Genomic DNA, 24,537 nt, shown 5'->3' on the forward strand with positions numbered 1-24,537 from the left:
ATTCAACTGGTCGTCGCAACACCTCGTGATCGTGGAGGTGTGGGGTGGTTCGTCGTCAGCAGGCAGCGGACAGGGCGGTGCGTCCGAAGTTGAGGTCTCCGGGGCATCCGAAGTACCAGCGTCATGTCGAGGCGGCGTTCTGGACGGAGATCGCCAAGGGCCTTCTTGCCGAGGAGGCCGCGGCCGTCGTCGGCGTGGCGCCGGCGGTCGCGACGCGCTGGTACCGCCAGTGTGGCGGCATGCGACCGTTCGATCCGAAGCCGCCTTCGGGCAGATACCTGTCGTTTCGCGAGCGGGAAGAAATCGCGCTTCTCAAAGCCCAGGGCAAAGGAGTGCGCGAGATCGCTCGAGATGTCGGTCGTGATCCTGGAACGATTTCCCGGGAACTGAGGCGCAACGCGGCCACGAGAGCCGGCAGGCGTGACTATCGGGCGTCCGTTGCCCAGTGGAAAGCCGACATGGCTGCACGCCGCCCGAAAGCGGCAAAGCTCGTTGCCAACCCGCGGTTGCACGCCTACGTCCAGGAGCGACTGTCCGGTCAGATCAGCACGCCATGCGGCAGGGCTATCGCAGGTCCTGCAACAGGCAACTGGACGGGACGGAACAAGCCGCATCGCGCGGATCGGGCATGGGTCCAGGCTTGGAGTCCGGAGCAGATCGCGAACCGGATCAAGCTGGAATTCCCGGATGATGAGTCCATGCGCATCAGCCACGAGGCGATCTACCAGGCCCTCTACATTCAGGGCCGCGGAGCGCTGAAACGCGAGCTCATTCTGTGTCTTCGAACCGGTCGCGCTCTGCGTGCGCCGCGGGCGCGTTCACGCCGGAAGACCTGGGCGCACGTGACGCCGGAAGCGTTGATCAGCGAGAGGCCCGCCGAGGTCGAGGACCGTGCTGTTCCCGGCCGCTGGGAAGGGGACCTGATCATCGGGCTGGAGCGTTCCGCGATCGGCACCGTAGTCGAGCGGTCGACCCGGTTCACGATGCTGGTCCACCTGCCCCGCGAGGAAGGGTTCGGGACAATCCCCCGAACGAAGAACGGCCCCGCCCTGGCCGGTTACGGAGCGATCTCCATGAAGAACGCACTCGCCAACACGATGTCGACGCTGCCCGAGCAGCTGAGGCGCTCTGTGACATGGGACCGCGGCAAGGAGATGTCGGCACACACGCAGTTCCGCATCGAGACCGGTATCCCTGTGTTCTTCGCCGATCCACACAGCCCATGGCAGCGAGGCACAAACGAGAACACGAACGGGCTCCTGCGTCAGTACTTCCCGAAAGGCACCGACCTTTCACGCTGGTCCGCCGAGGACATCGAAGCTGTCGCCCACGCACTGAACACCAGACCACGCAAGGCACTCGGCTGGAAGACCCCAGCCGAGGCACTCAACGAGCAAGTACTGTTGCTCCAACAGGCCTGTGTTGCAACGACCGGTTGAGTCCAAGCAATACACCAGCCGTGAACTCGCCTTCTTGGCCGACGAGTTCGGCATTCGCCTGTCGGTCGGACGCACTGGGCAATGCTGGGACAACGCGCTCGCGGAATCGTTCTTCTCGACCCTCAAGAACGAGCTGGGCGATACCTACCCCTGGCCGAGCCGGGCTGCCGCACGCACCGCGATTTTCGAGTGGATCGAGAGCTGGTACAACTTGCACCGGCTTCACAGCAGCCTCGGCTACCACAGTCCCGCCGAATACGAGACAGCCCTCGCCGCCTGACCACCACGGCACAGGTGTCCGTCAAAGCGGAACAAGCTCACCTCATCGGCGCCGGCACTAAGGACGACCCGCCCTTCGACTACCGTCGCAAACCCGAAAAGGGCCACCGTAAGGCGAACGAGGCAGACCTGCAGCGCGACTTCCACCATTGGCTGCTAACAGGCCCGTTGCACGGCATTGTGCAGGTAGAGACGAACAACGCCGGCATGGGCCGCGCCGACGTCCTGGTCCAGTTCTCATCTCTGCGCTACCTGACAGAGATGAAGCAGGATCCCGACGACAACAGCCGCCCTCACATCGAGGGGAAGTACCTCGCTCGAGAAGCCGAGTACACCAATACCAACGTCCCCTTCGGCCAGCTCCTCGTCCTCGACCTCACTCCCAAGACAGCCAGCGGCGGCACCCTGCGCGTCGACGAAGTGGCCTGGTTGGCGACTCACCGGCCGCGAGGCGCCTCCACCGACCGGCTCGTCCTCGCTGGCATCGTCACCGGCAACCGTGTCAGGCCGTCCACCTACTCACGCTGACACCGAGGTCACCGTAGACCCGGCCCTCCGACGCGGAGGTGTCGCGGCTTCGTTGAACCGCGAGCCCCGAGCCGCCCCCGAAGTGTCATCGCTGATTCCTCGGGGCCCTGCTGGCGCCCGCGGGCGAGATAGCCCGAGACTCTAAATCCACCTGACGACTCGCCAAAATGAGCGTCAAGATATCGCCCATAACGCCCACACTGCACATAATGCTTACTGATTAAGTCCCAGGTCAGGCGCCCTTCGCGACCGGCTCCAGGATCGCCACGCACTCCACGTGGCGGGTCTTCAGCACCAGGTTGAAGATCCTCTCTCCACAACTGGCATCTTCATGAGGCGGGCACCGCGCCACCGCACTGCGCCAGTTGCAGCCCCCGGCGCTACGGAGGGTCAGGAACTGGTCTTTTCAGCCCGGTGCTTGAGTTGGCAGTGGACGTCGACGATGCCCTCCACAGCATGGGTGAGGCGTTCGGCCGACGGGATCAGGTTGCCATCGCGGACCTCGCCGGTCAGGGTGGCGATCCCTTGGGCCACGGTGACCTTGACGGCCTCGTGGGAGAGGGGGAAGAGACGGTCGACGACGGAGCGGAGGATCTCGGTGGCGAGTTCCTCGTCGGTGCGGAGGAAGACCTTGAGGAGGTCGGCGCGGCTGACGATCCCCTTGAGGGTGCCGTCGGCGTCGACGACCGGGAGTCGCTTGATGTGCCGGTCGGCCATGAGACGGGCGGCCTGAGGCAGGGTGGCGTCGGGGCGGATCGTAACGGCCGGGGTGGTCATCATGTTCTCGGCGAGGGTGGAGCCGGCCTTGGCTGTGTCGCCGAGGCGGCGCATCTGCTCGATCAGGCCCGGGCGGTGCTCGTGGAACTCCTCCTTGGGCAGGAGGTCGGCCTCGGAGACTACGCCGACGACGTGCCCCTCGCCCTCGACGACGGGGAGGGCGGTCACCTTCCACCGCTCCATAGCGGTGGCGATGTCCTTGAAGCCGGTAGAGGGGGTGACAGCGATGACCTTGGTGGTCATGACGTCGGCGACGGTGTACGGCGTGGAGGTCATGGCGGGGTCCTCAGCGTGCGTAGGCGAGCGGGGTGCCGCTGCCGTGAAGGGCGAACAGGTCAAGGAGCCGGGTACGGGCGGAGTCGAGCCGGGCGGCGATGACCGCGCCCACGGCAACGGCAAAGGAGACGGAGACGGACCGACCGACGGCCGAGTCCTCATTGCACAGTTGGCGTACAGCTGCGGCGTCGAATTCCAGGGCGCGCACCTCGCGGGAGACGGTGGCTCCCAGGTGCCAGCTGTAGGGAGGGAACATCCAGGACCAGCCGAAGAGCTCGCCGTAGCCGAGGGTGTCGACGACCACGTTCTTGCGGCCGGGGACTGGGTGTCGAGGTCCACGGTGCCGCACTGGATGATCCAGAACTTCTCGGCCCGCCGTCGTTCGTTGAAGATGCGGGTGACGGCCGTGAAGGTCACCTGGTGGGAGTGCGCGAGCAGGGCTTCGCGGGCTTCTGGTGCCAACGCTTCGAGGACGGTGTGCATGGTGCTCATGGAGTGCCTCCAACCCTTCGCATCCACCCTGCTCGGCGGCCACCGGGGCCGGGAGGGCCGCGCGGTGCATACCGCGGGGACCGTCTGGCCCGGTCAGCGGACCAGGACGGCCTCCCCGGACTTGGGTACGACGGCCGTCCATTCCAGCTCGTGGTCGATGCGGTTCCGGAGGGTCTCGAAGGCGGTCTCCTCGCCGTGGACGAGGTAGGTGGTGTGCGGGGCCGGGGCGTTGCGCAGCCAGTCGATGATCTGGTCGGCGTCGGCGTGCGCGGAGAAGTGCGGGACGTCGGCGACCTCGGCGCGTACGGGGACGTACTCGCCGAACATCTTGAGGGTGCGGGCTCCGTCCACGAGGTCGCGCGAGCGGGTGCCGGCGGCGGCGAAGCCGACGATGACCACGGCGTTGCGGGGGTCGGGCAGGATCCGGTGGAGGTGGTGCAGGACGCGGCCGCCTGTGGCCATGCCGGCGGACGAGACGATGATCGCCGGTCCGGTGGTGTTGTTGATGTCAATCGACTCCTGGACGGTCCGGGTGGCCAGGAAGGGCTCCGGGCTGATCGCCGCCTCGCCCTGGGCAAGGATCTCGGGACGCAGCTCGGGCGAGTGGGCCCGTATGGCGTCGCGGTAGACGTCCAGTGCGGCCAGGGCCATGGGGCTGTCGACGTAGACAGGTACGTGGCGGGGCAGGGTGCCGTCGCTGCGCAGGGTGGCCAGCTCGTGCAGGACGACCTCGGTGCGGTCGATCGCGAAGGCCGGGATGACCACGGTCCCGCCACGGGACAGCGTCCGCGTGATCACCGAGGCGAATTCCCGGCGGGCGCTCTCGTGGTCGTGGCGGCGGTTGCCGTACGTCGACTCCATCAGCAGGACGTCGGCGCCGGAGAACGGCTCGGGCGGCAGGAGGAGTGGGTGACCGGGGCGGCCGAGGTCGCCGCTGACGGCGGGCGTGTGGCCGTCCTCCAGGGTCAGGTGTGCCCAGGCGGATCCGAGGATGTGACCGCCGTCGTGCAGCATCAGCTTCGTGCCGGCCATGATCTCGATCTCGCTGCCCACCGGTACCGGGTCGAAGTACTTGATCGTGTGTTCGACATCGTCATCGTCGTAGAGCGGCTTGGCGGGGCGGTGCTTGGACCAGCCGTGCTGGTTGGCGTGCTCGGCGGCTTCCATCTGGAGGCGGGCGCTGTCGCGGAGCACGATCTCGGCAAGCCGGGCGGTGTGGACGCTCGTGAGGATGGGGCCGCGGAAGCCGTGCCGGACCAGTCGCGGCAGGTAGCCGCAGTGATCCAGGTGGGCGTGGGTCACCACGACGGCGTGGATGTCCGAGGCGTCACAGGGCAGCTTGTCCCAGTTGCGACGGCGCAAGTCCGCGACACTCTGGAAGAGTCCGCAGTCGACGAGGATCCGGGCGTGGTCGCTCTCGACCAAGAACTTGCTGCCGGTGACCGTCCGCACTCCGCCGAGGAACCTCAGCAGGGCCGGGCGGGCGGAAGCAGCAGGAGACGGGGCTGACTGGGACATGGCAGCAGCCCTCCTTTCGGAACGGATGCCGGTCTCCACCGTCGCACTGGAACGCCCTGTGCGCTGGGGACCTTCCGGCCCCGGATAGGGGCCGACCGGCCCAAGCCGGACGGAGGGATACGGGCACAGCCTGACGGTGAACCCCTCGCGCACAGCACACAGAGAGAAGGCCGCGCCATGAAGGCACTCGTCTTCCACGGGCCGGGACGGACCTCCTGGCAGGACGTCCCGGATCCCTCCATCAAAGACGCCGCCGACGCGATCGTCCGCATCGACGCCGTCACCATCTGCGGCACCGACCTGCACATCATCAAGGGCGACGTCCCCGAAGTGACACCCGGCCGGATCCTCGGACACGAGGCAGTCGGGACCGTCGTCGAGACCGGCGGCGACGTCCGCAGCGTCCGCCCCGGTGACCGCGTCCTGATCTCCTGCATCTCCGCGTGCGGCCGCTGCCGCTTCTGCCGCGAAGGGCACTACGGCCAGTGCCGCGGAGGGGGCGGCTGGGTCTTGGGCCACACCATCGACGGCACCCAGGCCGAATACGTACGCGTTCCCTTCGCCGACCTCTCCGTCTACCCGCTGCCCAGCGCCCTGGCCAGCCACGACGCCGTACTGCTCGCCGACATCTTCCCGACCTCCTACGAGGTCGGCGTGCTCAACGGCAACGTGCGTCCGGGCGACACGGTCGTCGTGGTCGGCGCCGGCCCCATCGGCCTGGCCGCCATCGCCACGGCACAGCTCTACAGCCCCGGTCGGATCATCGCCGTCGACCTCGCCGCGTCCCGGCTCGCTGCCGCGCGCGATCTCGGTGCCGATGCCACCGCGAGCGCGGCCGAGGAGCCCGAGCAGCTGGTGGAGGACCTCACGGACGGGCTCGGCGCGGACGTGGTCATCGAGGCCGTCGGCGTGCCCGAGTCGTTCGAGATGTGCACCCGCATGGTCCGCCCGGGCGGCAGGGTCGCCAACATCGGTGTCCACGGCAAGCCCGCCGTCCTCCACCTCGAAGACCTGTGGATCAAGGACGTCACCATCACCACCGGCCTCGTCGACACCCACTCCACCCCCATGCTGCTACGCATGATGGCCGCCGGCCGACTGCCCGGGGCCGCGATGGTCACCCACCGCTTCGAGCTGGACCAAATGGAAGAGGCGTACGACGTCTTCTCCAACGCAGGCGAAACCGGCGCCCTCAAGGTCGTGCTAGGCGCGCCGCAGCACGACACCGTCGCCGTACCGCCCCAGGAGCAGTGAGTGCCATGAAGAGCACACCGAGCACCCACCCGCAACGGTCCGGCGAGATGACCGGACGCACCGACCTGGGCCGCCGCCTGGCGGCCCGCCGCGAAGCCCTCGGTCTGAGCCGCGACGAACTGGGCAGGCGGTGCGGCGCCGACGCCACGTACATCGCCTACCTCGAGGAGCACGCCGCCAGCCCTGCCATCGGCACCCTCGTCCGGGTGGCCGACGCCCTCGGCCTCACCGTCGACGACCTGACCGGCGTCAATGCCCACCGCGTCGCCGGCCGATCCACCGCCCGGCGCGACAGTACGCTCGTGCCACTGGACGAGACCGAATGCCGACGGCTGCTGAACACGCACGGCGTGGGCCGCATCGCCATCTTCACCCCCGAAGGCCCGGCCGTCCTCCCCGTCAACTACCTCATCGCAGGCCCCGACATCGCCTTCCGTACCTCCACACAAGCCGTCACTGCCAGAGCTGCCGGAACCGAGGTCGCCTTCGAGATCGACAACATCGACGACGTGACCGCCACTGGTTGGAGCGTGCTGGCCGTGGGCGAACTGACAGCGGTCACGAACCCGGACGAGATTCACCACCTCAACAGCACGGCCCGCTCTCACCCCTGGGCCGGCGGACCGCGTAGCCACTGGATGAAAATCACCCCCGCCCGCATCACCGGCCGTCGCGTGGTGCACGACTCATGAACGACCTACGGGTGGTCGTCTTCGACACCGACGGAGTGCTCCTCGCAACGGCCGACCGCCATGCAGCCGCCTGGAAGGAGACCTTCGACGGCTGCCTCCACGAGTGGCAGCCAGCGCAGGCCGGTGCACGACCGCGCCCGTTCGACGCCGTCCACGACTACCGGGCCCTGGTCGACGGCAGGGCCCGTCTCGACGGCGTACGCGCCTTCCTCGCTGCCCGCCACATCGACCTCCCGCCCGGAACGCCCGGGGATCCGCCCGGGTGCGCCACCGTCCACGCGGTCGCCGCCCGCAAGGAGGCGGTCTTCTCCGCGACCCTGCGCACTGAAGGTGTCCGCGCCTTCGAGGACGTGCGCCCCGTGCTCCAAGAACTGAGGGAGAAGGCGATCCGGTGCGCAGCCGTCTCGGCTTCCCGGCACGCCCGCTCCCTCTTGAAGTCCGCCGGGCTCATCGGCTACTTCGACGCCCTGGTGGACGGCCAGGACGCGGCCACACTCGCCCTTCCGGGCAAGCCCGACCCTGCGCTCTTCCTCGAAGCTGCAGGCCGTCTCGGCGCGGCACCCGCTCACACTGCCGTGGTGGAGGACGCACTCGCCGGCGTCGAGGCGGGACGCCGAGGCCGGTTCCGCCTGGTGGTGGGACTCAACCGCGAAGGCGAACCGCACATGAGGGATGCCCTGCGGGCGCACGGCGCCCAGCTCGTCCTCCCCGACCTCGGCGGGCTGCCCGCCGCACTCGAAGGAGACCGCCCGTGACCACGGCCTGGCGCTGGGAGTACCAGCGCTACGACCCCAAGGCCGAGCGGCTGGTCGAGTCCCTGTGCACCCTGGGCAACGGTCGCTTCGCCACCCGCGGTTCAGCCCCCGAAAGCGTCGCCGACGACATCCACTACCCAGGCACCTACCTCGCAGGCTGCTACAACCGGCTCACCTCCGCCGTCGGCGGACGAGCGGTCTCCAACGAGGACATGGTCCGGCTGCCGGACTGGACCGCTCTGCGGTACCGCTGCCTGCCCGAGGGTGCACCGCCCGGAGACTGGCTCACGCCCGATCACCCGACCCTGCGCCACAGCCGCGTGTCGCTGGACCTGCGTGCCGGGACGCTCACCCGCCGCATGCTCTTCCACGACGCCGAAGGCCGCCGCCTGGGCGTCACCCACACTCGCCTCGTTCACATGGGCGACCCGAACCTGGCCGCGCAGAACACGGTGTTCAGAGCGTACGGCTGGAGCGGCAGGATCGAGATCGAGTCCGTACTCGACGGCGACGTCACCAACGCGGGAGTCGACCGCTACCGCGCCCTGGCCGGGCGGCACCTCGTCGAGCACCGGGCTGGGGTGGAGGCTGAGGGCACCGCCTGGCTCTCCTGCACCACCACCTCCCGGGTACGGATCGGGCTCGCAGTCCGGACATCAGTAGGTCCTGTGGCACCGGTAGGGCGGACATGCACCGCCACCACCGCCACACAGACGCTCGTCCTGCCGATCAAGCGGGCCGCCCCGGTCGTCGTCGTGAAGACCGCCGCCCTGTGCACTTCTCTCGACCGTCCCTCGGCCGATCCCCTGCGGAGGAGCATCGACTGTGCGACACACGCCCCGGACTTCCCAACCCTGCTGGCCTCCCACCGCGCATCCTGGCAACGCCTCTGGAGCGAAGGAGAGCTGAAGGTACCCGGCGACACCGGCAAGGTTCTGCGGCTGCACGCCTTTCACGTGCTCCAGACCCTCTCTCCGCACACCGCGGAGCTCGACGCCGGCGTCCCCGCCCGGGGCCTTCACGGCGAGGCGTACCGGGGTCACGTCTTCTGGGACGAGCTGTTCGTCCTGCCCTACCTCGCCCTCCACCTTCCCGAGACCGCTCGAGCCCTTTTGATGTACCGGCACCGGCGGCTCCCCGCGGCCCTGGAGGCCGCCCGCCGGGCTGGGGCGAAGGGAGCCATGTTTCCCTGGCAGAGTGGTAGTTCCGGCAGCGAGGAGACGCAGCGGCTGCACCTCAATCCGCGCTCCGGCCGCTGGCTGCCCGACCACTCGCACCTCCAGCACCATGTGGGGTCGGCCATCGCCTGGAACGTGTGGCGGTACGGTCAGGCCACCGGTGACGCCGGATTCATGCACGGCCCGGGCGCCGAACTCCTGCTGCACACAGCCCACTTCTGGGCCGGCGCAGCGACATGGGACACCGGCCTCGGCCGCTACCGGATCCGGGGCGTCGTCGGACCTGACGAATATCACGATGCCTACCCGGACGCCACCGCTCCTGGTATCGACGACAACGCTTACACCAACGTCACCGCCGCGTGGGTGCTGGCCCGCGCCCTCGACGTGTACGGGGAACTCCCGGCGGCCCGGCGCGCCGAGCTCCTCACGCAACTCGGCATCGGCGCCGCCGACCTCAGAGCCTGGGAAGACGTCTCCCGCCGCCTGTACGTGCCGTTCCATCGCGACGTGATCAGCCAGTTCCACGGCTACGGGGACCTCGCCGAGCTCGACTGGGACGGCTACCGCGCCCGCTACCACGACATCCGCCGCCTGGACCGCATCCTGGAAGCCGAAGACGACACACCCAACCGCTACCAGGCGTCCAAACAGGCCGACACCCTCATGCTCGGCTACCTATTCCGCCCCGCAGAGCTCGAACAACTCTTCCTTCGGCTCGGCCACCGCCTCGACGACGGCCTCTGGCGCAGGACGGTGGACTACTACCTGCGGCGCACCTGCCACGGCTCCACGCTCAGCAGCCTCGTCCACGGCTGGGTCCTCGCCCGGGAGCAGGGCCCGGACGCCTGGCGCTACTGCCAGGAAGCCCTGCTCAGTGACATCACCGACGTCCAGGGCGGGACCACCGGCGAAGGGATCCACCTCGGCGCCATGGGAGGCACCCTCGACCTCGTCGAACGCGGCATCGTCGGACTCGAGCCCCACGACGACGGCCTGCACATCGACCCGGTGCCCCTCTCCGAAGTCCCCGGTTCCTCGTTCTCGATCTCCTACCTTGGGCACCGGGACATCCGTATCCGGTTCCGGCCCGGCCGACTCGGCATCTCCGTCCCACCGTCACCCCTGGGCCCCGTGCCCCTGGTCCTGCCCGGCGACCGGCACGAACACATTGCCGCAGGCCAGGAGCGGTGGTTCCGGCTCCCCAAGGGCGGGCGTGTCAGCGATTTTGTGTAAGACCGACCGGCAAATGGATCACTTGAGGCGTCGGGTGGTGGGGCGGTCGGCCCAGCGGTAGCGGCTCGTTGCTCGACGGATGAGCATGCGGAGCGTGACGAGGGCGGCGGCCAGGTACAGGTAGAAGTCCACGATGCTGCCGCTCTTCTCTGTGCAGCGCCGCAGCTTGCCGTAGTCGTTCATCCACGAGTGCGTGCGCTCGACCACCCAGCGCTTGCCGGCTTGGATCGGGGCTGGCACGCCCTTACGCGCGATCTCGGCCGTGAATCCCAACTCGGCTATAAGCGCACGGGACGTGGTGCTGTCGTAGCCGCGGTCGAGGTTGACGTTGACCGCCGTCGGCATTGCGCCGACCTGTGCCTTCGCCGCCTCCAGGGTGGGGCCCAGCAGGGGTGAGTCGTGCCGGTTCGCGCCGGCGGAGACGATTCCGATCGGGACACCGCAGGCGTCGGAGGCGACCGAGCGTTTCAGTCCTTGCTTGCCCCGGTCGACCGGGGAGCGTCCCGCCTTCTCACCGCCGGACGGGGCCTTGGTGATGCAGCCGTCCACCGAGATCTCGCCCAGCCCGAGACCGATCATCCGGTCGTGCGCCTCGAGAGCCAGTGCGTGGACCTTCTCGGATATCCCCAGTTCAGACCACTCCTTGACGCGGCGTCTGATGGTGCGGTCGGAGCATCCGGGGGTGGAGATGCGCTCGTAGCCTGAGCCGTGGACCAGCGCGAGCACGACGTGCTCGAAGACCGTCCGGTCAGCGATCCGGCGGCGGTGGCAGCCCAGCGGGTGGTCCGCAGCGAACTCTCGCCGGGCGGGCAGGAGGGCGGAGAACTGGTCCCAGAGGGGTTCGAGCAGGCAAGATGGCAGCGCGGGCACGGCCGTCCTTCGTGATCACTGAGCGTAGAGAACTCCATGATCACGTGGACCCGTGCCCGCACTGCATCCACCGCGCTCGATCACTCGACAGAGGCTGCCTATTGCCGGTCGGTCTTACACAAAATCGCTGACACGCCCGAACTCTCCGGAGCGGAGACGCTCGATCTGCTGTCCGCGCTCCAGGGAACACCCGTGCCCCGCCGCGGCGAGCTGTGCGACCGGTTGGGGCTGACGCCCACGATCCTCGCCCGCCCCGTCGGGGGCTACTCGCGGGGCATGAAGCAGAAACTCGGGCTGGTGCAGGCGATGCAGCACGATCCGCATCTGGTGGTGCTCGACGAACCGACCGAGGGACTGGACCCGTTGGTCCAGGAGACGTTCTTCGCACTGCTGGGCGAGGCGGCCGCCACCGGACGCACCGTCCTGCTCTCCAGCCACATCCTGCCGGAGGTGCAGCGCACGTGCGGGCGGGTGGCGATCATCCGGGACGGACGGCTTGTCACGTTCCAGAGCGTCGCCGGCCTGCGCAAGGCCCGTGCCCGACGGATCAGGCTGTCCTTCACGGACGGGCAGGGGGAGCGGCCGCTGGGCGACGCCCAGCGTTGGACCCCGCGCTGGCAGGGGGACCGGGTGGAGCTGCTCGTACCGCCGAGCGAGGTGGTGGGCGCGCTGCGCACCCTGCTCGGACTGGCCGTGGCCGACGTCACGGTGGAAGAGGCCGGACTGGACGAGGCCTTCATGGACCTCTACCGCGGCGGCTCGGGGCGGGAGGAACCGTGAGACGCCAGTGGCCACTGTTGTGGCTCGCCCTGTACCGGCGGCGCCGGATGCTGGCCGCCCTGCTCGTCGGGATGGTCGTCTTCGAAGCGCTCATGGTGGTGGTCGCCCATGCGATTCCTCCGGGGCAGCTCTTCTCCGCGGGCGGGAAGGGACCACCCTCGGCCTACCGGGCCTTCAGCGGGTCCAGCGGCGACGTGTCGATCGCCAGCTACCCCGGACTGCTGGGCGCCGGCCTCACCCACCCCTTCTGGATAGCCATCCAGCTCACCGCGATCGGTTCGCTCGCCGCGGCCGCCGTGGCCGCGGACGTGGAATCCGGGACGGTGGAACTCGTCATGGTGCGTCCCGTCAGCCGTACCCGGCTGCTGGCCGAGCGGACCGCCGCACTGGTGCTCGCGGCGCTGGCCCTGAACCTGGCCGCGACCCTCACGGTCGCGGTGGGGGTGGCGCTGTCACCGGACATCCACCGGGCGGTGCCGATCAGCGGGGTGTTCGCCGCCGGGCTCATGGGCCTCGGCTTCGCCCTGTGCCTGATCGGGCCGGCGATGGCCGTGTCGGCGGCGGGACGACGGCGGGCCCAGGTGGTCGGCGCGACCATCGCGATCGGGGCCGTCGGCTTCGCCGTCAACTTCATCGCGCTGGCCTGGTCGCCGACAGCCCCGCTGAGGTTCCTCAGCCCCTTCCACTACTACGCCCCGGGCGACGCCCTTGCCGGAGGCGGCGTGCTCTGGCCCCAGCTCGGGATCCTGGTCGGAGTGGGAGTGCTGGGCATCCTGCTGGCCCATCTGCTGCTCCGACGCCGGGACCTCGCGCCCTGAGCGGATGCGCCATTGATCGTCTACGCGGCGTTCCGCCGGCTCTACTCCCGGATCTCCATGACCTCGGACAACGAGCGGCGGGGCGTATCGGGGCCTGCGGGGCCGTAGCCGAGGCGGAAGACCATCTGCACGTGTCCCATGGCCGCGACCGGGTCACGCAGCGTCCACCGCAGCTCCGGCCATTCCAGGGGATGCGACGTCATCGAGGTGGCAAGGCCGTCAGCAGTGGCTTGCAGAAGAACGCGTTCCATCGCCTGGCCTGCGCGTAGCCAGTCGGCTCTCGTGTCCCCCGAGGTGCTCAGCAGAGCCAGCTGCGGCCGCTTCTCGAACACGGCCCAGCCGCGATCCGGAATCGGATTGGCCCAACCGAAGTCGCGTACGGGGGTGGGGCCGCCTGAACCCTTCGGTCCGAATGCGGCGGCGGGAATGCCGTCCCTGCGTGTGCCCGCAGGGTCCGGCGCGTGGGAGGTCCAGGCCGCGGTTTCCGCCTGGGCGAGTGGATCGATCTCCTCGCGGTGTTCTGCGTCTCGTACCAGCCCGAGCACGGTGTCGATGTGCCAGGTGTCCGGGACGGTGAGTCGGCAGCCTTCCGAGCGGGCCGCGGCCCACAGACCGTCCAGCAGTGCGGTCGGCACCGGCTCCTCGCTGAAGGGGTACCGACTGGTGTGCCGACGCCGGACGGCGCCGTGCAGGGAGGCGAGCTCGTGATCCGCGCCCGTGGTCTCGTCGATCGTCACCGTGGCCAGCAGCCATGGTTCGGCTTCGTCGGGCAAGAGCTGCACGCGGACCGGGAGACCGAGCCAGGCCGCGGACACACGCAAATTGAACAGCGCCGCGGCACAACCGAGGTGGAGGCCACGGTGATCCGGGTCGGTTCGGGTCATGGCGCGTTCCGGATCTCCGTAAAGGGCGAGGGCGCCGCTGCCGACATGGAAGACGAACTTCCACGGCTGGGCGTTGTGCATGGACGGGGCGGTGACGGCGTCGCCGACGAGCCGGATGACGGTGTCGGGGTCGAAGTGTGTTGCGATCACGGGACTGGTCCTGTCTGTGCGGCCTCAGCCGTGCGCCACGACGGCGACCGGAGAGGTGGCGTGGTGCATCACCGCGTGGGTGATGGGGCCGATGCGGGCGCCGAGTGCCGGACGACGGATGCGCCGGCCGACCACGACGAGTGCCGCGCCGGACGCGGCGTCCAGGATCTGGATGGCGGGCTGGCCGAGGACGATGCGGGCATCGAGGGCGAGCCGCGGGTACTTCTTCTCCCAGGGGCTCAGCAGCTCTCGGAGCGTGGTCTCGAGTCCGTGGGCCATCTCCTTCGCGACGCCGGGATCGAGGACGGGAGCGTAGGAGAAGACCGGCGGGAGCGACCACCCGTGTACGACGGCGAGCGGGCAGGCCCGCCGGTCCGCTTCCTCGCAGGCAAAGGCGAGGAGCCGGTCGCAGTTGCTGCGCAGGTCCACTCCGAGCACCACCGGCCCGGCATCGCCCGGGTTCCCGGGCGGACGGTCTTCGCCGTCGATCGAGCGCACGAGGACGACGGGCGTCTCGGTCTCGGGGATCGTCGCCGATCCGGTCGAGCCCACGATGAACCCTGCGACGGCGCCGAGACCGCGTGAGCCGAGAACGAGCAGGTCCGCATCGGCTGCGGACGCGGCGAGAACCTTGGAGGCCGCGAGTCCTTTGCTGCCGTGGGTGCTGATGTTGAGCGTGCCGTGTTCGCGCAGCAGCCGGTCCCGTGTGCGCGAAAGGAGCTCCTCAGCCCACTGATCACGCGTTTCGGGGAGCGGAACGGCGAAGGGCCCGTACTGGGTCCAGTCCTCCGCGTGGACGAGTTCCAGCGCCGCGCCGCGCAGTTCGGCCTCGTGGGCGGCCCAGTCGGCTGTGGCGGTGTCGGCGCCCGATCCGTCCAGCCCTACTGTGATCCGGTTCGACATGCGTTCCTCCCGGAGTCGTATGGTCGGCTTCTCTCAGCCTCTTCCGCTTGTCGTGCCATGGGAAGGACCGAGCGGCCCAACCGGGGACCGTTCGGCCCTCCTCGCTCGGTCAGCCTCGCCCGGTCAGCTCTGTTCGACCTCGGCGCAGGTGAGTCTGTTGTCGACGTCCACGACCCCGTCGACGCTCTGGCAGAGGCGAACCACCACGGGCAACAGGCCGGGCTGCGGCACGGTGCCGCTGAGGGTCACAAGGCCGTCGTCGACTTCGACGGTGATGGCCGAAGGAGTCAGGTGCAGTGTCCGGGTGAGGACATCCTCGATGATCTCTTCCTGTATCGCGTGGTCGCGGCGAAGGAAAAGCTGGATCAGATCGCTGCGGCTGAGTACGCCGACCACGCGGCCTTCCTCATCGACGACCGGTAGCCGCTTGACCCGGTGGCGCTGCATGACCCGGGCCGCGCGGACCACGCTCCACTCGGGTCGGGCCGTGACGGCCGGGCTCGTCATCAGCTCTTCGGCTGTCGCCGCGCCCCCGGCGGGCCGCGGGCGGAGAAGGTCGGCTTCGGAGACGACGCCGAGCGAGTGCCCGGTTTCATCGATCACGGGCGTGGCGGTGATGTCGAACTCCTTCAGGAGCCGAGCGATCTCCTTGAACGCGGTCGTGCGCCGGACGGTGACGGCGGTGTGGGTCATCAGGTCCGCGACAGTGCGGTGCCTCATGGCGGTCGTGCCCTCATGCGGAGGCGGGGACGGTGAAATCCGCCTTGACGTCGACAACGCCCGGTACGGTGCCGGCGGTGCGTACGACGACATCTTCCATTGCGGGGTCCGGCAGCGACCCATTGAGGTAGGCGATGCCGTTGGCGACGTGGACGTGCACTTCGGCGGAACCGTTCGGGATCAGCTGATACATGATCAGTTCGCGAATCTCGGCGCCGATGTCCTCGTCCGGGCGCAGGAAGACCTTGAGCAGGTCTCCGCGGCTGACGCCGCCGACGAGGCGGCCGTCACCGTCGACCACGGGAAGGCGCTTGAGGAGCCCGCGGGCCATCAACCGCGCCGCGGTGGGGATCGTGGCGTCCTTCGTGACGGTCACGGCCGGGCGGGTCATCAGCTGCTCGGCAGCGGTGTCGTGGGCCGTGTCGGTGCCCTCGGGCTTGAGCAGCAGGTCGGCTTCGGAGACGACGCCGACCACCCGTCCGTCCTTTGCCAGGACGGGGAGGGCGCTGACGTTCCACATCCGCAGCGCTTCCACGATGTCCTTGAACGCGGTTCCTCGGTCGACGGAGATCACGGCGTGCGTCATGACGTCCTCGACGGTGCGCAGGTGCTTCATGGTCTTCCTCCTCGATGGCACGGCCGGTACGGGTGATGCGGTGAAGGGCGACCGTCCGTGGGCCGTTCCGGCCGGGGCTTTGAGGCGATCCGACTCCCGGTACCGCTCCTTCAGTCGTGGGCGATGACGGCCACGGGGGCTGGTGCGTGGTGCAGGACCGCGTGGGCGACCGAGCCCAGGTGCACGCCGAGCGGGGAGCGGCGCAGATGGCGTCCCACAACGACGAGTCCCGCGCCCTTCGATGCCCGGACGAGATGCTCGCCCGCCGATCCCATGAACACGTTGTGGCTGACGTTCACGTCGGGGAACTTGTGCTGCCAGGGCAGCAGCATGTCGTCGACCATGTGCGTGACGCTCTTGCCGATGTCCCGTTCGTTGTCCGGGTCGAAGAAGGGGACGTAGCTGTAGGCGGCCGGCATCTTCCAGCCGTGCACGGCCCGCAGCGGGCAGTCGCGCCGGGCCGCCTCTTCGAAGGCGAAGGCGAGTACCCGGTCGCACGCTTCGTGGATGTCGACCCCCACGACGACCTCGGCGCCGGAGTCTGCGCCCGAGCCGTCCGGGTCGTCGGCGGCGCGAACGAGGACGACCGGTGCGTCAGTCGCGACCAGGGTGGACATGGCCACCGAGCCGACGATGAAACCGACCAGGCCACCCAAACCGCGCGATCCCAGGACCAGCAGCCCGGCGTCGGCGGCCTCGGCCGCGAGGGCGGCTGCCGGCCGGGCTGCCAGGCAGCGGGTCGTGATCTCCAAGTTCGGGTAGCGCCCGTGCAGCTCCTGCGCGGCTTCGGTCAGGGCCTGATCCGCCCAGCGGTCCACGTCCTGGCGGCCCAGGCCGGGGAACACGGGGTCCAGGGGCCAGTCGACGGCGTGCACGAGCCGCAGCGGCACCTGCCGCAGGACGGCCTCCCGTGCGGCCCAGCGCGCTGCCGCCAGGCTCTCCGGGGAGCCGTCGACTCCGACGGTCACGTGGTTTTCCATGGCTGAGATTCCCTTCGTGCGGGCCGGCGCTCGTCACCACGGCATTGCGTGCCGAACATGGTCAGCGTGAGTGGTTGCCGTGTCGTCGGTACGGGCGGTGACGCGCGATGTCACGGCGACGACCCCGTCGAGCTGCTCGACGAGGCTGAGAAGCGCAGGGAGCTGGCTCCGGCGCTCGACATGGCCGTCCAGGGTGACGATGCCGTCCACCACGTGGACGCCGACGTCACCGGCCGGCACCCCGAGCACCTCGACGAGGACCTCGTCGCTGATACGCCTGCGTATCTCGGAGTCCGGACGCAGGAACCTGCGGAGCAGGTCCCGGCGGGTGACGATTCCGATGAGCCGGTCCTCCACGTCCACGACGGGCAGGCGTTCGATACCCCGGCGGGTCATCAGCCGGGCAGCGTCGGCCACTGTCTCTTCGGCGTGGACGGTGACCGCGGGCGCGGACATGACGTCGCCCGCGGACGGCCGCCCAGCCTCTGTGGTGCTCTGCTCGGCGGGACGGGAGCCCGGCACCGTGTGGGCCAGCAGGTCGGTCTGCGAGACGACGCCCAGCACGCGGTCCTCCTCGTCCAGGACGGGGACTCCGGAGATGTCGTACTGGGCAAGGAGCTTCGCGACGTCCTTGAAACCGGTGCCCGGGGCCACGGAGACGACCTCGTCCGTCATCAGGTCCGCCACCTTGAGGTGCTTCATGAGGCCCTCCTGTTCCGCCGTGCCAGGCGAGGCTGATGTCCGGTGTGGGGTGTGCCCCCAACCATCCGCCGGTGACGGCTGCTGATCGAGGGCCGAACGGTCCCTCCGGGGGCCCGTAGGGGCCCGGGGTGCCGGGCCGTGACGATGGGGACCTTTGGTCCCGCCTGCGGTCCCGGGCGGCCCTCTTCCCGGAGCGTCGACGGTGCCAGCGTGAGAGGTGTCCCTCATCGGCTCTCGGTTGGGAGGAATCGTGGAAAGCACATTCCGCACCCCGGACACCAGCTCGGTCACCGTCGGCGTGGACGGTTCGCAGTCGGCGCGCGTCGCCGCCCTGTGGGCGGCCAAGGAGGCCGTGTGCCGTGACCGTCCCCTCCACATTGTCTACGGCTCCGACACCGACGGCAGGGCCTTGTACCTGTCGGCGGAGACCATCGAACGGGTCCGCGCCAACGGCCGGGCACTCCTGGCCGACACGGCGAAGGCCGTGTCGGCCGAATACCCCGGGCTGACCGTGACCACCGAATTCAGCCGCGCGGGCGCCGTCGACACCCTGCACCGGGCCGGCGGGCTCCACGGCACGGTCGTCCTGGGCAACCGCGGCCTGGGCGGATTCAACTCCCTCATGCTCGGCTCGGTCGGGCTGGACACCGCGGCCATCGCCATGACCCCCGTCATCGTCGTCCGAGGCATCGACGGGGCCGAGGAGACCGGCACGGTCCTCGCGGCGATCCGCGATGAGGACGACCTCCTGATCGCCCGGTACGCCGCCCGGGAAGCCGAGCTGCACAAGGCCTCCCTGCGACTGCTGCACGTGTGGAACGTGCTCCAGTCCGTCGGTGAGGTGGTCAGCATGCTCGACGGCATCGATGAGATCGCCGGCGGCCACGCTGAGACCCTGCGAGCCGTCACGGACGTGGTCCGCAGCGAGTTCCCCGACCTGGCGGTGCAGGCCGATGCGGAGAAGAGCGTCTCCGTGGCCGGTGTCCTGGTCGAGGCGTCCCGTCACGCAGACTTGCTCGTCATGGGCGGCCGCCGGGTACCGGGACCCCTCGGACTCGCCCGCAACCTGGGCAAGGCCACGCACAGCCTGCTGCACCACGCCCATTGCCCCGTCCTGCTCATCCCCCGGACCGGCAGCGACTTCGGGAGCCGGTCATGACCAGCCACCAGACAGGAACCCATGACATCGTCGTGGGCATCGACCCGGGCAGGGACTGGCACCTTGCCCTGGCCTGGGCCGCCGACGAGGCACAACGGCGCCGGCTCCCGCTGCGCCTGGTGCTCGCGGTGCCGCCCCAGCACGACACCCAGCACGTCGATGACACCCCCGGCCAGACGGCCATCCGGCAGGCCGGATCCGACAGACTCGAACAGGCGTGCAACTGGGTACGTGACCGCCACCCCGAGGTGAGCGTCACCGGCGATCTGCTCGGCGGCTTCCCCGCCCCCGTCCTGGGCGCCGCAGCACGCGAGGCCCGCATGATCGTCCTCGGCTCCCGGCACCTGAGCCGCACCGCCGAGTTCTTCAGCGCCGGCTCGCTCGTGGTCCCCGTCACCGCCCAGGCCCGTTGTCCGGTGGTCGTCGTGGGCGACGCCGAGCACATCAGCCAGCAGCCGACCTACGTCGTCGCGGGTATCGACGGCAGCGCATCCGCCACTGCCGCGCTGGCCTTCGCCTTCGACGAAGCCGACCTTCGGGGGGCGGCACTGCGGGTCGTCTGCGTGCGGCAACCGCCTCTGATCATGCTGGACGGCGAGGAGGTGGCGCTGCATGCCCAGCGCACTTTGCTCTCCGAGGCCACTGCCGGCCTGTCCGAGAAGTACCCGGACGTGCACATGACGCACGAGGTCCTCACGGGCCACCCGGTGGAGGAACTGGCGCGGGCCGCCGAGCATGCCCTGGCCGTCGTCGTGGGCCGCCGCGGCCGCGGCGGGTACACCGGCATGCGGATCGGATCCGTCGTCCACGGCCTCCTGCACCGCGCGCACTGCCCGGTGATCACCGTCCCCACCGGCTGAGCCCGCGATGACCAGCCACGCGATCGACACGCCATCCGTCGGCTCCTCGGCCCCGGCGGGGCTGACGCAGGCCGAGGCCGAACGCCGACTTGCCCGCTACGGGCGCAACGAGGTGGCGCCGCCGCGACCCGCACCCCTCTACCGACGGGTGCTGGCGCAGCTGCGTGATCCGCTGATCATGGTGCTGCTCGGTGCCGCACTGCTGACCATCGCGATCGGTGACCACCCGGACGCCGTCGTCATCGGTTTGGTGGTCGTCTTCAACACTACCGTGGGCGTCACCCAGGAGGTCCGGGCGGACCGCGCGGTCGCCGCGCTCTCCGTTCTCTCGGCCCCGCACGCCCGGGTACGGCGCGACAGCACCGCACACGAGGTGCCGGCAGCGCTCGTGGTGCCTGGTGACAGCCTGCTGCTGGGCCAGGGAGACATCGTCGCCGCGGACGCCGATCTCACCGAGGCATCCGCTCTCCTGATGGACGAGTCCATGCTCACCGGCGAATCGGAGCCCGTCGCCAAAACTGCCGGTGACACGGTCGGCGCCGGCACCGTCGTGGTGCGCGGTCGGGGTACGGCGACCGCCACGGCCACAGGACCAGCCAGTGCCCTCGGCCGGATCGCAGCGCTCCTCGACGGGGAACACGGGCCGACCCCGCTCCAACGCCGCCTCGCGTCCCTCGGCCGCGTCCTGGCCGCCGCCACCCTCGCCCTGTGCGTGCTGTTCTTCGCCCTGGGCCTCGTACGCGGCCTCGGCGTGAGCACGATGGCGGTCACCGCCATCAGCCTGGCCGTCGCCGCGGTGCCCGAGTCCCTGCCCGCCGTGGTCACCCTCGCCCTCGCCCTCGGAGCCCGCCGCATGGCGGCCCGGGGCGCCCTGGTCCGACGCCTGCCGGCCGTCGAGACGCTGGGCTCGGTGAGCGTGCTGGCCACGGACAAGACAGGCACCCTCACCGAGGGCCGCATGGTCGTCCAGCACCTGTGGACACCGTCCGGAGCCGCGGACGTGTCCGGCAGCGGATACGAACCTTACGGAGACCTGACCCGGGCCGGGCACTCCCTGACACCCGAGCAGCTCCGCCCGCTGCAGGAGCTCCTCACCACGGCAGCCCTGTGCAACGACGCGAGCCTGAAGGCGCCCCAGAGCGGCTCCGACGCGTGGACGGCCGTGGGCGATCCCATGGAGGCCGCACTGCTGGCAGCCGCCGCCAAGGCCGATTGCCCCAACTCCGCCGAGCTGCACCGGGACTGCCCCCGGATCGGAGAAGCACCCTTCGACAGCCTGCGCAAACGGATGACCACCCTCCACCACCTGCCCGACGGCAACGTCCTGGTCTGCCTCAAGGGGGCGCCGGAGGCAGTCCTGGCTCCCACGGTGCTCGCTGAGCCGTCCGCGCTCCTGGACCAGGCGCGCCGTCAGGCCGCCGAGCTGGCCGCCCACGGGTTCAGGGTCCTGGCAGTGGCAGGCGCCGAACGGCTCCAGTGGCGCCCGCCCGCCGCCCGGGCGGAACAGGGACTGAGCCTTCTCGGCCTGATCGCCATCAGCGATCCGCCGAAAGTGACGGCCGCAGCCACCTTGGCGGCCTGCCGCGCCGCCGGCATCACCCCGGTCATGATCACCGGCGACCACCCCGCGACGGCCCACGCCATCGCCGTGCGCATCGGACTGATCGAGGACGGTCCGGCCGACGTCGTCGTCACCGGACCCGAGCTCGCCGCAGCACCGGACACCGACCTGACCCAAGTACGTGTATTCGCCCGGACCGATCCGCAGCAGAAGCTGGACATCGTCCACGCCTGGCGGGCCCGCGGCGCCGTTACCGCCATGACCGGGGACGGCGTCAACGACGGCCCCGCCCTCCGCCAGGCCGACATCGGCGTCGCCATGGGCGCCCGCGGCACCGAAGTGGCCCGCCAGGCCGCCGACCTCGTCCTCACCGACGACGAGCTCTCCACCGTGGTCACGGCCGTCGAGGAAGGCCGCCGCGTCTACGACAACATCCGGCGCTTCCTCGTCTACGCCATGGCTGGCGGAACCGCCGAGATACTCGTGATGCTGGCAGGCCCCCTGCTCGGCCTGACTCTGCCGCTGCGGGCGGGGCAGATCCTGTGGATCAACCTCCTCACCCACGGCCTGACCGGCGTGGCCATGGGTGCCGAACCGGCCGCGCCTGCGGCGATGCAACGCCCACCCCGGCCGCCGGGCCAGCACGTACTCGCCGCAGGCGTATGGCAGCGCCTCCTCATCCTGGCCGCGGCCGTGACGGCGTTCAGCCTGACCGCCGGCATCGGCGCGCGTGGCATGGACCTGCCCTGGCAGAGCGTGCTCTTCCTGTCTCTGCTCGGGGCCCAGCTGGGCGTGGCCCTGGGGCTGAGGGCCCGGTTGTTCACCACCCAGAACCTCTTCCTCCCGGCCTCCGTGGCGGCCTCCGCCCTCCTGGCGATAGCTGCCCTGCACGTTCCCGCTCTGCAGTCCCTGCTGGACACCCGCCCGGTGGGCTGGGCCGGCACGGGACTCGCCACCGCGGCAGCCCTCGCAGCATTCGTCACCGCCCGGCTCCTGCGGAGCGCATTCCACAGAAAGGCATGATCATGAACGCGTACTCACCTGCGGACGGGCACGGGATCCACGCCGAAGTTGGCGACCAGATCGTCGTCGGCGGCCCCACCATCGGAAAGCCCGGCCGGGACGGCGAAGTCATCGCCCTGCACCATGAGGACGGCACCCCGCCGTACGACGTGCGGTGGTCCGACACCGGCCGTACCACCGTGTTCTTCCCCGGCCCGGACGCCCACGTCAGGCACTTGCACGAAGAAACCGGCACGCCGCGGCACGAGGAGAGGCCGAACGGCGCAATGGCCTCCCACTGAGTGGGAAGGCCGGGCCCCCCGGCCGGGGATACCGTGGGAGTGATGGCCATCTCGCCATCACTCCCGGCCGGAGGCGGGCATGAGCACAGGGGAACGGCCAAGCGGTGTTCCCCGACTGCGGCTCGACGAACTGCTGGATGAGCTCCAGGTACGGATCGACGAGGTCAGAGGTACGCGGGACCGGCTGAACGGTCTGCTGGAAGCCGTGATGTCCGTGGGCCGGGAACTCGACCTCCCGCAGGTCCTGCAAGGCATCGTCGAGGCCGCCGTCGTGCTCGTGGACGCCGAATACGGGGCCCTAGGAGTCATCGGGAACGACAAGAAGCTGGCCGAGTTCCTTCCCGTCGGAATCAGCGACGCCCTCCGCGCCCAGATCGGAGACCTGCCCTCCGGCCACGGCATCCTCGGCGAGCTGATCCGCCACCCCGAACCGCTGCGGCTGTCAGAGCTGTCCGAGCACCCTGCCTCGTACGGGTTCCCGGACCACCACCCGCCGATGCACTCCTTCCTCGGTGTCCCGATCCGCGTGCGCGAGGACGTCTTCGGCAACCTCTATCTGACCGAGAAGCGCGGCGGAGCCCAATTCGATGCCGAGGACGAAGCGGTCCTGTCCACCCTCGCCGTCGCAGCCGGCATCGCCATCGAGAACGCCCGGCTCTACGAGGAGGTCCGGCTGCGCGAGCGCTGGCTGGAGGCCAGCTCCGATATCAACAGCGCCTTGCTCTCCGGAGCGCCCGAGAACGAAGTCCTTGAGGGCATGCTGGAGCGGGCCAAGGACATCACCCGCGCCGACATGGGCGTCTTCTATCTGCTCGGCCCCGCCGGTGAACTGCGAGGCTCCCTCGCCCTCGGAGAGGGAGCCGAGGCGCACCGCGGGATCGTCCTGCCCAGTACCCAGGGCACTCTCGCCGAGGCCGCACTGGCCCACAACGGCCTCGTCACGGTCTCCGACGTATCGACCGACGAGCGCGTCACCGTGCACCCCGAGCGGTGGACGGGCTTCGGCCCGGCGGTCGCCGTCACCGTCGGCACCAACGAAAGCCTGAGCGGCGTCCTGATGCTGGCCCGGAGGCGGGGTCGCCCCGTGTTCGCCACCACGGAGGTCGCCGCACTCCCGGGGTTCGCGAGCCAGGCCGCCCTCGCCCTGGAGCTTGCCGACCGGCGCCGCGACACCGAGCAGATGAGCCTGCTGGAGGACCACGACCGCATCGCCCGCGACCTGCACGACCTGGCCATCCAGCGCCTGTTCGCCACCGGCATGACCCTCCAGAGCGCCCAGCGCTTCGTCGACCACCCCCAGGCAGCCGAACGCCTCGCGCGCGCCGTGGACGACCTCGACGCCACCATCAAGATCATCCGATCGACCATCTTCGGACTCCGCGAACACGACGCCCCCGGGGAGGCGTCCAAGCTGCGCTCCCGCGCTGTCCAGGCCCTGGACGCGGCGGCTGCAGCCCTCGGCTTCGCCCCTGCCCTGCGGATGGAAGGACTGATCGACACCGACGTGCCGGCGACTGTCGCGGATGAGGTCCTTGCCGTGGTGGGGGAAGCTCTCACCAACGTCGCGCGCCATGCCGGGGCCACGCGGGTGGAGGTCTCGATTGTTGCGGCCGAAGGGCACCTGACCCTCACCGTGACAGACAACGGCGTCGGCCTGCCCGAGGGCAATCGGCGCAGCGGGCTGCGGAACCTGGCAGAGCGTGCCGAAAGGCTGAGCGGCCGGATGGAGGTTGCGGCGCTGGGTGAAGGGGAGCGGGGTACTCGCCTGCAGTGGCAGGTACCCCTGGTCCCGCCGGCGCGGTGACC

23 protein-coding genes and 1 pseudogene are annotated in these 24,537 nt (G+C 69.9%); 14 read left to right on the forward strand and 10 right to left on the reverse strand.

All coding sequences use genetic code 11. The features are described from left to right. The first annotated feature begins 44 nt into the window (after positions 1 to 44). Genes OG435_RS05210 through OG435_RS05220 form a run of 3 tightly spaced genes read left to right on the forward strand, consistent with a single transcriptional unit; the run spans position 45 to position 2,246 of the window. Complete coding sequence (locus tag OG435_RS05210; protein ID WP_430625579.1) at positions 45 to 1,439, forward strand: IS30 family transposase; 1,395 nt, start codon at positions 45 to 47, stop codon at positions 1,437 to 1,439. Between the two features lie 34 nt (positions 1,440 to 1,473). Beyond that, a complete protein-coding gene (locus OG435_RS05215; RefSeq protein WP_430625580.1) occupies positions 1,474 to 1,719 on the forward strand; it encodes an integrase core domain-containing protein in 246 nt (81 codons plus the stop codon). A 14-nt stretch (positions 1,720 to 1,733) separates the two neighbouring features. Next, positions 1,734 to 2,246, forward strand: coding sequence for a hypothetical protein (locus OG435_RS05220; protein WP_266875609.1), 513 nt, complete (start codon positions 1,734 to 1,736; stop codon positions 2,244 to 2,246). A gap of 390 nt (positions 2,247 to 2,636) precedes the next feature. Here the strand turns inward: OG435_RS05220 and OG435_RS05225 are convergent, their stop codons facing one another. The 3 genes from OG435_RS05225 to OG435_RS05235 form a co-directional block, all read right to left on the reverse strand. Further along, positions 2,637 to 3,299: a CBS domain-containing protein gene (locus OG435_RS05225; protein WP_266875611.1), complete on the reverse strand. Its 663-nt coding sequence runs from the start codon at positions 3,297 to 3,299 to the stop codon at positions 2,637 to 2,639. A 10-nt stretch (positions 3,300 to 3,309) separates the two neighbouring features. Beyond that, positions 3,310 to 3,603, reverse strand: coding sequence for a hypothetical protein (locus tag OG435_RS50060; protein ID WP_323187784.1), 294 nt, complete (start codon positions 3,601 to 3,603; stop codon positions 3,310 to 3,312). A 281-nt stretch (positions 3,604 to 3,884) separates the two neighbouring features. Further along, complete coding sequence (locus OG435_RS05235) at positions 3,885 to 5,309, reverse strand: MBL fold metallo-hydrolase RNA specificity domain-containing protein (RefSeq protein WP_266875613.1); 1,425 nt, start codon at positions 5,307 to 5,309, stop codon at positions 3,885 to 3,887. A gap of 177 nt (positions 5,310 to 5,486) precedes the next feature. On the opposite strand from OG435_RS05235, the gene OG435_RS05240 reads away from it, so the two are divergent. The 4 genes from OG435_RS05240 to OG435_RS05255 are packed head-to-tail and all read left to right on the forward strand — an operon-like array spanning position 5,487 to position 10,424. Next, the gene (locus OG435_RS05240; RefSeq protein WP_266875614.1) at positions 5,487 to 6,563 is read left to right on the forward strand and encodes a zinc-dependent alcohol dehydrogenase family protein; all 1,077 of its coding nucleotides are present in this window, start codon (positions 5,487 to 5,489) and stop codon (positions 6,561 to 6,563) included. Positions 6,564 to 6,568: 5 nt separating this feature from the next. Then, positions 6,569 to 7,255, forward strand: a complete 687-nt coding sequence (locus OG435_RS05245) for a helix-turn-helix domain-containing protein (protein WP_266875616.1) — start codon at positions 6,569 to 6,571, stop codon at positions 7,253 to 7,255. Further along, a complete protein-coding gene (locus OG435_RS05250) occupies positions 7,252 to 8,010 on the forward strand; it encodes an HAD family hydrolase (protein WP_266875618.1) in 759 nt (252 codons plus the stop codon). Before OG435_RS05245 ends, OG435_RS05250 begins: the two co-directional genes overlap by 4 nt. Beyond that, complete coding sequence (locus OG435_RS05255) at positions 8,007 to 10,424, forward strand: glycoside hydrolase family 65 protein (RefSeq protein WP_266875619.1); 2,418 nt, start codon at positions 8,007 to 8,009, stop codon at positions 10,422 to 10,424. Before OG435_RS05250 ends, OG435_RS05255 begins: the two co-directional genes overlap by 4 nt. Positions 10,425 to 10,442: 18 nt before the next feature. Here OG435_RS05255 and OG435_RS05260 read toward each other — a convergent pair whose 3' ends face one another. Continuing rightward, a complete protein-coding gene (locus OG435_RS05260; protein WP_266875534.1) occupies positions 10,443 to 11,294 on the reverse strand; it encodes an IS5 family transposase in 852 nt (283 codons plus the stop codon). A 192-nt stretch (positions 11,295 to 11,486) separates the two neighbouring features. Here OG435_RS05260 and OG435_RS05265 point away from each other — a divergent pair, with 192 nt between their 5' ends. Beyond that, a complete protein-coding gene (locus OG435_RS05265) occupies positions 11,487 to 12,074 on the forward strand; it encodes an ABC transporter ATP-binding protein (RefSeq protein WP_266875621.1) in 588 nt (195 codons plus the stop codon). After that, a complete protein-coding gene (locus OG435_RS05270; protein ID WP_266875623.1) occupies positions 12,071 to 12,892 on the forward strand; it encodes an ABC transporter permease subunit in 822 nt (273 codons plus the stop codon). The genes OG435_RS05265 and OG435_RS05270 overlap by 4 nt, the downstream gene beginning before the upstream one ends. Before the next feature lie 41 nt (positions 12,893 to 12,933). Here OG435_RS05270 and OG435_RS05275 read toward each other — a convergent pair whose 3' ends face one another. The 6 genes from OG435_RS05275 to OG435_RS05300 form a co-directional block, all read right to left on the reverse strand. Continuing rightward, positions 12,934 to 13,926 (reverse strand): Acg family FMN-binding oxidoreductase, encoded by a 993-nt coding sequence (locus OG435_RS05275; RefSeq protein ID WP_430625581.1) that lies wholly within the window; start codon positions 13,924 to 13,926, stop codon positions 12,934 to 12,936. 24 nt (positions 13,927 to 13,950) lie between these two features. After that, positions 13,951 to 14,829 carry a universal stress protein gene (locus OG435_RS05280; RefSeq protein ID WP_266875625.1) on the reverse strand — a complete coding sequence of 293 codons (879 nt, stop codon included), beginning with the start codon at positions 14,827 to 14,829 and terminating at the stop codon, positions 13,951 to 13,953. A gap of 123 nt (positions 14,830 to 14,952) precedes the next feature. Next, positions 14,953 to 15,549, reverse strand: coding sequence for a CBS domain-containing protein (locus OG435_RS05285; RefSeq protein ID WP_266875626.1), 597 nt, complete (start codon positions 15,547 to 15,549; stop codon positions 14,953 to 14,955). Between the two features lie 13 nt (positions 15,550 to 15,562). After that, positions 15,563 to 16,165: a CBS domain-containing protein gene (locus tag OG435_RS05290; RefSeq protein ID WP_266875627.1), complete on the reverse strand. Its 603-nt coding sequence runs from the start codon at positions 16,163 to 16,165 to the stop codon at positions 15,563 to 15,565. A 110-nt stretch (positions 16,166 to 16,275) separates the two neighbouring features. Continuing rightward, complete coding sequence (locus tag OG435_RS05295) at positions 16,276 to 17,145, reverse strand: universal stress protein (protein WP_266875628.1); 870 nt, start codon at positions 17,143 to 17,145, stop codon at positions 16,276 to 16,278. Positions 17,146 to 17,178: 33 nt separating this feature from the next. Then, positions 17,179 to 17,847: a CBS domain-containing protein gene (locus OG435_RS05300; RefSeq protein WP_266875630.1), complete on the reverse strand. Its 669-nt coding sequence runs from the start codon at positions 17,845 to 17,847 to the stop codon at positions 17,179 to 17,181. A gap of 250 nt (positions 17,848 to 18,097) precedes the next feature. Between OG435_RS05300 and OG435_RS05305 the strand changes: the two genes are divergently transcribed. The 5 genes and pseudogenes from OG435_RS05305 to OG435_RS05325 all read left to right on the forward strand — a co-directional run bounded on the left by OG435_RS05305 (position 18,098) and on the right by OG435_RS05325 (position 24,535). Continuing rightward, positions 18,098 to 19,006 (forward strand): universal stress protein, encoded by a 909-nt coding sequence (locus tag OG435_RS05305; protein WP_266875631.1) that lies wholly within the window; start codon positions 18,098 to 18,100, stop codon positions 19,004 to 19,006. Next, positions 19,003 to 19,866 carry a universal stress protein gene (locus OG435_RS05310; RefSeq protein WP_266875633.1) on the forward strand — a complete coding sequence of 288 codons (864 nt, stop codon included), beginning with the start codon at positions 19,003 to 19,005 and terminating at the stop codon, positions 19,864 to 19,866. The genes OG435_RS05305 and OG435_RS05310 overlap by 4 nt, the downstream gene beginning before the upstream one ends. A 7-nt stretch (positions 19,867 to 19,873) precedes the next feature. Beyond that, positions 19,874 to 22,450 (forward strand): cation-translocating P-type ATPase, encoded by a 2,577-nt coding sequence (locus OG435_RS05315; protein ID WP_266875635.1) that lies wholly within the window; start codon positions 19,874 to 19,876, stop codon positions 22,448 to 22,450. 35 nt (positions 22,451 to 22,485) lie between these two features. Next, positions 22,486 to 22,689, forward strand: a pseudogene (locus OG435_RS05320) (DUF1918 domain-containing protein); the annotation flags it as partial. A gap of 121 nt (positions 22,690 to 22,810) precedes the next feature. Further along, complete coding sequence (locus tag OG435_RS05325; RefSeq protein ID WP_266875637.1) at positions 22,811 to 24,535, forward strand: sensor histidine kinase; 1,725 nt, start codon at positions 22,811 to 22,813, stop codon at positions 24,533 to 24,535. Positions 24,536 to 24,537 lie beyond the last annotated feature (2 nt).

The organism is Streptomyces sp. NBC_01264 (assembly GCF_026340675.1).
In the GTDB taxonomy this organism is placed as follows: Bacteria; Actinomycetota; Actinomycetes; order Streptomycetales; family Streptomycetaceae; genus Streptomyces.

Excerpts from the sequence above, each read along its gene's own strand:
- OG435_RS05245 (WP_266875616.1), top strand. The coding sequence starts at position 6,569 with ATGAAGAGCACACCGAGCACCCACCCGCAACGGTCCGGCGAGATGACC.
- OG435_RS05300 (WP_266875630.1), bottom strand. The coding sequence starts at position 17,847 with ATGAAGCACCTCAAGGTGGCGGACCTGATGACGGACGAGGTCGTCTCC.
- OG435_RS05240 (WP_266875614.1), top strand. The coding sequence starts at position 5,487 with ATGAAGGCACTCGTCTTCCACGGGCCGGGACGGACCTCCTGGCAGGAC.
- OG435_RS05285 (WP_266875626.1), bottom strand. The coding sequence starts at position 15,549 with ATGAGGCACCGCACTGTCGCGGACCTGATGACCCACACCGCCGTCACC.
- OG435_RS05295 (WP_266875628.1), bottom strand. The coding sequence starts at position 17,145 with ATGGAAAACCACGTGACCGTCGGAGTCGACGGCTCCCCGGAGAGCCTG.
- OG435_RS05290 (WP_266875627.1), bottom strand. The coding sequence starts at position 16,165 with ATGAAGCACCTGCGCACCGTCGAGGACGTCATGACGCACGCCGTGATC.
- OG435_RS05280 (WP_266875625.1), bottom strand. The coding sequence starts at position 14,829 with ATGTCGAACCGGATCACAGTAGGGCTGGACGGATCGGGCGCCGACACC.
- OG435_RS05225 (WP_266875611.1), bottom strand. The coding sequence starts at position 3,299 with ATGACCTCCACGCCGTACACCGTCGCCGACGTCATGACCACCAAGGTC.
- OG435_RS05235 (WP_266875613.1), bottom strand. The coding sequence starts at position 5,309 with ATGTCCCAGTCAGCCCCGTCTCCTGCTGCTTCCGCCCGCCCGGCCCTG.
- OG435_RS05310 (WP_266875633.1), top strand. The coding sequence starts at position 19,003 with ATGACCAGCCACCAGACAGGAACCCATGACATCGTCGTGGGCATCGAC.
- OG435_RS05315 (WP_266875635.1), top strand. The coding sequence starts at position 19,874 with ATGACCAGCCACGCGATCGACACGCCATCCGTCGGCTCCTCGGCCCCG.
- OG435_RS05325 (WP_266875637.1), top strand. The coding sequence starts at position 22,811 with ATGAGCACAGGGGAACGGCCAAGCGGTGTTCCCCGACTGCGGCTCGAC.
- OG435_RS05250 (WP_266875618.1), top strand. The coding sequence starts at position 7,252 with ATGAACGACCTACGGGTGGTCGTCTTCGACACCGACGGAGTGCTCCTC.